The organism is Methanoculleus sp. UBA303 (assembly GCA_002501655.1).
Taxonomy (GTDB): domain Archaea; phylum Halobacteriota; class Methanomicrobia; order Methanomicrobiales; family Methanoculleaceae; genus Methanoculleus.
Window position 1 is genome coordinate 18,916 of record DANY01000016.1, and the last position, 7,902, is coordinate 26,817.

Below are 7,902 nucleotides of genomic sequence, written 5' to 3' on the forward strand. Positions count from 1 at the left end.
GCTTCGCGCTCCTCCCCCGCCCCAGGGGGCGGGGGCAGTGCGTGGGGATACCCGGTGGAAAGCCATGTCCGGGGCTGGGAGAGGAAATTAGGGTTGACAGATCCCGCCAGATACCAGAACTCTCAGAAGCGAGGACGGTGCCTCTGGACACTGGACCGTGGGGGAGAGGGTCGGTGGGCAGACCCTCCTCCCCCGAAAGAACACCATGCCCGGGAGCATGACTAGAAGAGGCCGAAGGGCCGCAGGGTCCAGTGGGTACGAAACCCAAAGGCTGGAAAAACCCAATCGCCACCGAACCGGCGAGCTCCCGGCTTCTTCCCGGGGCGAAGGGAGATCATATATACCGTCCTGCAGAGGAGACCCCCTTGTCTGACAAGGGGGAAATATCATGAAGAAAGTTGCCATCAACGGGTTCGGGCGGATTGGGCGGAAGGCCCTCTACAACTACCTCACCGATACGCCGGAGAATATCGATATCGTCGCGGTAAACGACCCAAACCCGACAGAAGAACTCGCCTACCTACTGAAGTACGATTCGGTCCACGGGCGGGCGCCCTTCCCGGTCGAGGCCGGCCCTGACCATATCAGGTTCGGGTCGAAGGAGGTGCGGGTGCTCCATGAGAGGGACCCTGCACGCCTCCCGTGGAACGACCTCGGCGTGGATATGGTGCTTGAGTGCACAGGACGGTTCACCGAGCGGGCGGCCTCCGCCAAACACCTGGATGCCGGGGCCGCACGGGTCGTCATCAGCGCACCCTCGCCCGACGCAGACCTGACGGTCGTGCTCGGCGTCAACGAGGGGTCATACGACCCGGCAAAGCATACCATCGTCTCGAACGCATCATGTACGACCAACGCGCTTGCGCCGGCGGCGAAGGTGCTCAACGACTCTTTTGGCGTCGAGCGGCTGATGGCGACGGCGATCCATGCCTACACCGCCACCCAGGCACTGGTCGACCGGGCCACAAAGAAACCCCGCCGGGGGCGTGCCGCGGCCGTCTCGCTGATCCCGACGACGACCGGCGCTGCCGTCGCCACCACACGCGTCCTCCCCGAACTCACCGGGAAGATGGACGCGATCGCGATCCGGGCCCCCATCCCCGATGGGTCGGTCGTCGATATCGTCGCAGAACTGAAGCGGGACACAACAGGGGATGCGGTGAACGCCGCGATGAAGCAGGCGGCGGAAGGAAAGATGAAGGGGTTCCTCGCATATACGAAAGACCCGCTGGTCTCGGCCGATATCGTCGGCGACCCGCACTCCGGGGTCATCGACGGCCGGTCCACGAGCGTCGTCGGCGGGCGGATGGCCCGGGTCCTGGTCTGGTATGATAATGAGTTCGCGTACGCGAAGCGGATGGTCGATATTGCCTCCTACATGGCCTCCCGGGAGTGAGAGGGACCTATGATAAAACTGGTCTTCTTCGACCTCGATGAGCACGAACAGGACGTGGTCAGGGACGCCTTTGCCCGCGAGAACGGCTACGAGGTTAACCTGCACTCCGAACCGCTCACGCTCCAGAACGCATCCCTTGCCCACGACGCCGACGGCATTGGGGTCTTTGTCACGTCGCACGTCACACAGGAGGTCCTCGACCGGCTGCCTGACCTCAGGGTGATCGCCGCCATGTCCACCGGGTTTGACCATATCGACGTGGATGCCTGCCGGGAGAGGAACATCGCCGTCTGTAACGTGCCGCTCTACGGTGATACCACCGTGGCTGAGTTCGCGTTCGGGCTCATCCTTGCCCTCGCCCGGAGGTTCAGGCCGACGTTTGCGCGGGTGGACCGGGGCGACTTTTCCCGGACCGGGCTCGCGGGCATGGACCTCGCCGGAAAAACCCTCGGCCTGGTCGGGACCGGGCGCATCGGGTCGCACCTCGCCCGCCTCGCCCACGCGGCCGGGATGGAGGTGATCGCTTACGACCTGCGGCCGAACCCGGCCCTCACCGAGGACTATGGCGTCCGCTACCTCGACCTCGACGACCTTCTCGGACAGGCCGACGTCATCAGCCTGCACGTCCCCTACACGAAGGCCACGCACCACCTGATCAACGCAGAACGGTTGCGGCTGGTCAAGGGCACCGCGCTTCTCGTCAACACCTCCCGGGGCGGCGTGGTGGATACGAGAGCGGTCGCCGGCGCCCTCCGCGAAGGTCGCCTCGGGGGGGTCGCGCTCGATACCTTCGAGGGGGAGCAGGTCTGGATCGAGGAGGAGTTTTCGGGGGCGGGCGAACCCCCGGCGACCGAACTCAAGGAGGCGCTCGAGAGTTTCGCCATCCTGCACTCGGACCGGGCTATCCTGACACCGCACAACGCCTTCAACACCCGTGAGGCGCTCGGGCGGATCCTCGCCACCAGCATCGAGAACATAAGAGCCTTCTTTGCCGGAACCCCCCAGAACATCGTTGCCGGGACCTACCGGGTGCCAGCGCCGTCGCCGGCCGGGGGTGGGAGAGCATGAAGCAGGACGCGACCTATATCCGCTGGTTCTCCGAGATCAGAAACGAGGACGTCGGCCTGGTCGGCGGGAAGAACGCGTCGCTCGGCGAGATGTACAGCGAGTTGACCCCGAAGGGCGTGAAGATCCCCGACGGGTTTGCCGTGACTGCCGGGGGCTACCGGCACGTCCTCGAATCCGCAGGGATCCTCGACGCCCTGAAGGAGACGCTTGCAGGGCTCGACCGGAACGACGTTGCCGACCTCGCGAAGCGGGGAAAGAAGGCCCGCGACCTGATCCTTTCGGCCGGGATCCCCGACGATCTCTGGAACGAGATCCAGGCGGCCTACGACATGCTCTGCGACGAGTACGGGCCAGATGCCGACGTCGCCGTCCGGAGTTCCGCAACGGCCGAAGACCTCCCGACGGTCTCGTTCGCGGGCCAGCAGGAGACCTACCTGAACATCCGCGGCTACCAGGCGCTGCGGGAGGCCTATACCAGATGCCTTGCCTCCCTCTTCACCGACCGGGCGATCGCCTACCGGATAGACAACGGCTTCGACCACTTCAAGGTCGCCCTCTCGGTCGGGGTCATGAAGATGGTCCGCTCGGATCTCGCCTCAAGCGGGGTCATCTTCACGCTCGACACCGACACTGGCTTCCGGGACGTGGTCCTCATCACCGGGTCCTACGGGCTTGGTGAGATGGTCGTCCAGGGCGCCGTCAACCCCGATGAGTTCTATGTCTTCAAACCGACCTTCCGGAAGGGCTACCGGGCCATCGTCAGGAAGAACCTCGGCGAGAAGAAGGTGAAACTGATCTACGGCCACGGGGGAGAGAAAGAGGTCACCCGGAGGGTCGATGTCCCGGAGGCCGACCAGAAGCGGTTCTGCATCGCCGACGACGATGTCCTGACGCTCGCCGGGTATGCGCTCACGATCGAGGATCATTACTCGACGAAGGCCGGAAAACCGGTGCCGATGGACATCGAGTGGGCAAAGGACGGTGAGACCGGGGAACTCTTCGTCGTCCAGGCCCGGCCCGAGACGGTGCAGTCACAGAAGGCAGGAGACGTCCTCGAGACCTACCACCTGGACGAGCGCGGGGCGGTACTTGCCGCCGGAAAGAGCATCGGGGATGCGATCGCCGTCGGGAAGGCCCGGACCATCACCGATGTCAGCAGGCTTCCCGAATTCAGGCCGGGAGAAGTCCTGGTCTCCGACACCACCACGCCGGACTGGGAGCCCGTGATGAAGACGGCCGCCGCCATCGTGACGAACCGGGGCGGGCGGACCTCCCACGCCGCAATCGTCAGCCGGGAACTCGGGATCCCCGCGGTCGTCGGCACGGGCGATGCGACCGAGAAGGTCCCGACGGGCCGGGAGGTGACGGTCAGCTGCGCCGAGGGGGAGGAGGGGTTCGTCTACGATGACGCCCTCCCGTTCCACGTCGAGAGAACCCTGCTCTCGGACCTGCGAAGGCCCAAGACCGCAGTGATGATGAACCTCGGGAACCCGGACGCGGCCTTCGGGCTTGCGATGGTCCCGAACGACGGCATCGGGCTTGCCCGGATGGAGTTCATCATCAGCAGTTACATCAAGGTCCACCCGATGGCGCTCATCCACCCCGAGCGGGTCACGGACGAAGCGGTCAGAAGATTGATCGCCGACCTCACCTACGGCTACCCGGACGGGGAGGAGTACTTCGTCGAGAGGCTCGCTGAGGGCGCCGGGACCATCGCTGCGGCGTTCTACCCGAACCCGGTGGTCGTCCGGATGAGCGACTTCAAGACGAACGAGTATGCAAGCCTGCTCGGCGGGACCTACTTCGAGCCGGAGGAGGCAAACCCGATGCTCGGGTTCCGCGGCGCCGCCCGCTACTACGACGAGCGTTACCGGGAGGGGTTTGCACTCGAGTGCCGGGCGATGAAGCGGGTGCGTGAGGAGATGGGGCTTACGAACCTGATCATCATGATCCCCTTCTGCCGCCGGGTGGAGGAGGCAAAGCGGGTCATCGAGGAACTCGGGAAGAACGGTCTCCGGCGGGGCGAGAACGGCCTTCAGATATACCAGATGTGCGAGATCCCGAACAACGTCGTCCAGATCGACGCGTTCAGCGACTACTTCGACGGGTTCTCGATAGGCTCAAACGACCTGACCCAGCTGACGCTCGGTATCGACCGCGATTCGGCGGTCGTGGGCGGGGCCTTCGACGAGCGCGACCCGGGTGTCAAGCGGATGATCGCCATGGCTGTCGAGGGGTGCCGGCGGAACGGGCGGCACAGCGGGCTCTGCGGCGAGGCGCCGAGCACCTACCCGGAGTTCGCCGACTTCCTGGTGGAGCAGGGGATCGACTCGATATCGGTCGAACCCGACGCGGTGCTGAAGATCACCCTCCGGGTGGCCGAGGTTGAGGAGCGGCTTTCGGGGTCAAAGAGGATGGCGCCGCTGCCCCGGTGAGGGAGATCCCTCACCGGACAAACGGTATGCTGCCGCGGTCGATGAGGCGATAGGCGTAGACCTTTATCGGGTCCGTGATCACAAGCGCCCAGACCAGTGCGTAGACCCAGACGAAGACCGCAAGCGGCCAGCCGATGGGCGTTATGATGAACCCGTAGACAGTGATCAGCGTCGCGACCGATTGGGTGACAATCACCGCCCCGAGCAGGGCCGGAGCGGGCCGGACAGACCAGAACGGCCCCCGGGTGCGGGCGACGAAGACGGTGAGGTGGCCAGCGACCGCGAGTTTGAGGAAGATGAGCGACCGGATGACATCCAGGGTGAGGTGCAGCGGCCCCTGGGCGATGGCAAGCATGGTAAACGATGATATGACCCCCACGAATCCGATGAGTGTCGCAATCGTGAGAATCTCGCGCATCTTCCACCGTTCGGGGGCGCGGGAGTAGAGGACGTTGTCCCAGGCGATGGTCATGATCGGGATGTCGTTTAAGAGGGCGAGGAGGACGATCATTAGGGCGGTTATCGGGAAGAACCCAAAGATCAGGATCGAGAGGGTGATGAAGAAGAGGACGCGGATGGTCTCGGCGATCCGGTAGGTGACGTAATGGCTCATGCGCTGAAAGATCATCCGGCTCTCTTTGATCGCATCGATGATCACCGAGAGCCCGGGTTTCGTGAGGACGATCGCGGCCGCCGACTTTGCCGCGTCCGTGGCCCCGGCGACCGCGATCCCGACGTCAGCCTTCTTCAGGGCGGGGGCATCGTTCACGCCGTCGCCGGTCATGCCGACGATGTGCCCCCGGGACTGGAGGAGGGAGACGATCCGGTATTTGTGTTCCGGGAAGACCTCGGCGAACCCGGCCGCCTTCTCGACGATCTTCGCCGCTTCGGGGTCGCGCTCATCTACGAAGGCGTCGGCGGTGGCGATCTCGGTCCTGAGGTTCACCTCCCGGGCGACCTCGCGGGCGATCGCCACATGGTCGCCGGTGACCATCTTGACGTCGAGCCCCATCTCTGCCGCCGTTTTGATGGTTGCTGCGGAGTCGTCGCGGGGCGGGTCGTGGAGCCCGAGGACGCCGGCGTAGACCCAGGTGCCGGGTGCGCCGCTCCTTGCGACGCCGAGCATCCGGTAGCCTTTCTTCGCGAAGGTTCCGGAGAGGCGATCGACTGCCTCCGTAAGATCTTTCCCCCCGCCGGCGAGGGCGAGGATCACCTGCGGCGCACCCTTTGCGACCGAAAACTCCCGGCCGTCGCTGCCCCGGACCGTGGCCTCGGTGCGCTTTACCACCGCGTCGAAGGGCTTAAAGCCGGTGACGGTATAGGAGGCAAACCGCTCTTTGAGGTTCTGCGCCTCCTTTGACTCGATGATCGCGATGTCGATGGGATCCTGGTCCTCCTCCCGGGATGCGAGGAGGGCGGCGAGGAGCACGTCGTCTTCCCCGAATCCCTCAAAAGGGACGACCCCGGCGAGAGTGAGCCTGTTCTCGGTTATCGTCCCGGTCTTGTCTGTGCAGAGGACGTCCACCCCGGCCATCTCCTCGATGGCGACGAGTTTGCTGACGATGGCCTCCCGCCGTGCAAGCGCCGTCGCCCCCACTGCCATGGTGATCGAGAGGACGGCCGGCATCGCCGCGGGGATCGCCGCCACGATCAGGACGAGCGCAAACTGGAGTGTTTCGGGGATACTCTCCTGCCGGGCCAGCGAGACGATGAAGACTATGGTGACGAGGGCGATCGCAAGCACGATCAGGTAGTCGCCGATCCTGACGACGACCTTCTGGAAGTGGCTGACCGTCACCGCCTCCCCGGCGAGCCGGGCGGTCCTGCCGAAGAAGGTCGCCTGCCCTGTGGCTACCACGAGCGCGGTCATCTCGCCCTGTTTGACGGTAGAGCCAGAGTAGGCGATATCAGATACGTGCTTCTCGACCGGCATCGACTCACCGGTGAGAGCAGACTCGTCGGCTGAGAGGAAGTCTCCCTCGACGAGTTTGATGTCGGCGGGGATGATGTCCCCGTTCCTGACCCGGACGATATCACCGGGAACGAGGTCCCGGGCGGCGGCCTTCTGCCATCTGCCGTCGCGAAGCACCCTTGCTTCGAGCGCGAGCCTCTTTTTCAGCATGGCGATGGCGTTGCCTGCCTGATATTCCTGCCAGAAACCGACGACTGCGTTCGTGAGGAGGAGGACAAGGATGATCGCGAAGTCCTCCCAGCGCCCAATGGCGGCGGATATGATGAGCGCCGCCTCGATCATCCATGGGATGGGGCCCCAGAAGTAGCGGAAGAATTTCAGGACCGCGCTCTCCTCTTTCTCAGGGATCTCGTTGTAGCCGAACTTCCGGATGCGGTCCTCCGCCCCGGACCGGGTCAGGCCGTCCCGCCGGGAGGAGAGGGCCCGGTAGAGGTCGTCGACGGCCATGCCCCGGGCCTCGTCGGTGCTGATCGTCTGGCGCTCCATGGTTTCCCCGCCCGCCCCCTCTCCGGGGGATCGTATATAGGTGCCGTTGCCGGGCCCGGGGACCGGTGTGTTTGTGGGGTTATCTTCCCCCGCCCCACCGATGTAGCAGTAGACTGTGGTGGATATCGCCATTGAGGATCTCCCTCGGCGGCAACCCCCCACCCCGCCCGGCCTCCGGCCTCCTCCCCCGCCCCTCAGGGGCGGGGGCAGTGCGTGGGGATACCCAGTGGGAAGCCGTGCCGGGGGCCGGTTCTTCCTTGGATCTCTCCCCGGACACTGGACCGTGGTGGCTATCACGTCTGGGGGAGGGGCTGACGGGGAGGGGGGCTTGCCCCCATATGCGCTAACTTAACCCGCGGGTACACCTACCCCGCGTCGGTACTGGTATACCTCAACCATCTGGCGTGGTCTCTCTCTGTTGCCTTCTGCAAGTCCTTTTGCAATGAGACACCAGCGTTCGAGACATTTACTGAGCGACAAAACCGGATTTACTGCGCATCGGAGCAAATAAAATGCAAACGATGTCTCCCTCCACAGATTCGTTT

Annotated in this window: 4 protein-coding genes; 3 read left to right on the plus strand and 1 reads right to left on the minus strand. The window is 64.6% G+C overall.

Translation table 11 applies throughout. From position 1 onward, the window contains the following. Positions 1–385: 385 nt before the first annotated feature. From gap to ppsA, 3 genes are read left to right on the plus strand one after another with little or no spacing between them, the layout of a single operon-like run. Positions 386–1,396: a type I glyceraldehyde-3-phosphate dehydrogenase gene (gap, locus tag BP846_RS03455; RefSeq protein ID WP_394339954.1), complete on the plus strand. Its 1,011-nt coding sequence runs from the start codon at positions 386–388 to the stop codon at positions 1,394–1,396. Between the two features lie 9 nt (positions 1,397–1,405). Continuing rightward, entirely contained in the window at positions 1,406–2,464 is a 1,059-nt protein-coding gene (locus BP846_RS03460; protein WP_292392652.1) for an NAD(P)-dependent oxidoreductase, read from the plus strand. Next, positions 2,461–4,899, plus strand: coding sequence for a phosphoenolpyruvate synthase (ppsA, locus tag BP846_RS03465; protein WP_292392653.1), 2,439 nt, complete (start codon positions 2,461–2,463; stop codon positions 4,897–4,899). Before BP846_RS03460 ends, ppsA begins: the two co-directional genes overlap by 4 nt. Positions 4,900–4,909: 10 nt before the next feature. On the opposite strand, the gene BP846_RS03470 is transcribed toward ppsA, so the two are convergent. Continuing rightward, positions 4,910–7,489, minus strand: a complete 2,580-nt coding sequence (locus BP846_RS03470; protein WP_292392654.1) for a plasma-membrane proton-efflux P-type ATPase — start codon at positions 7,487–7,489, stop codon at positions 4,910–4,912. Positions 7,490–7,902 lie beyond the last annotated feature (413 nt).

Coding starts and splice junctions, on each gene's coding strand:
- BP846_RS03470 (WP_292392654.1), bottom strand. CDS start 7,489: ATGGCGATATCCACCACAGTCTACTGCTACATCGGTGGGGCGGGGGAA.
- BP846_RS03460 (WP_292392652.1), top strand. CDS start 1,406: ATGATAAAACTGGTCTTCTTCGACCTCGATGAGCACGAACAGGACGTG.
- ppsA (WP_292392653.1), top strand. CDS start 2,461: ATGAAGCAGGACGCGACCTATATCCGCTGGTTCTCCGAGATCAGAAAC.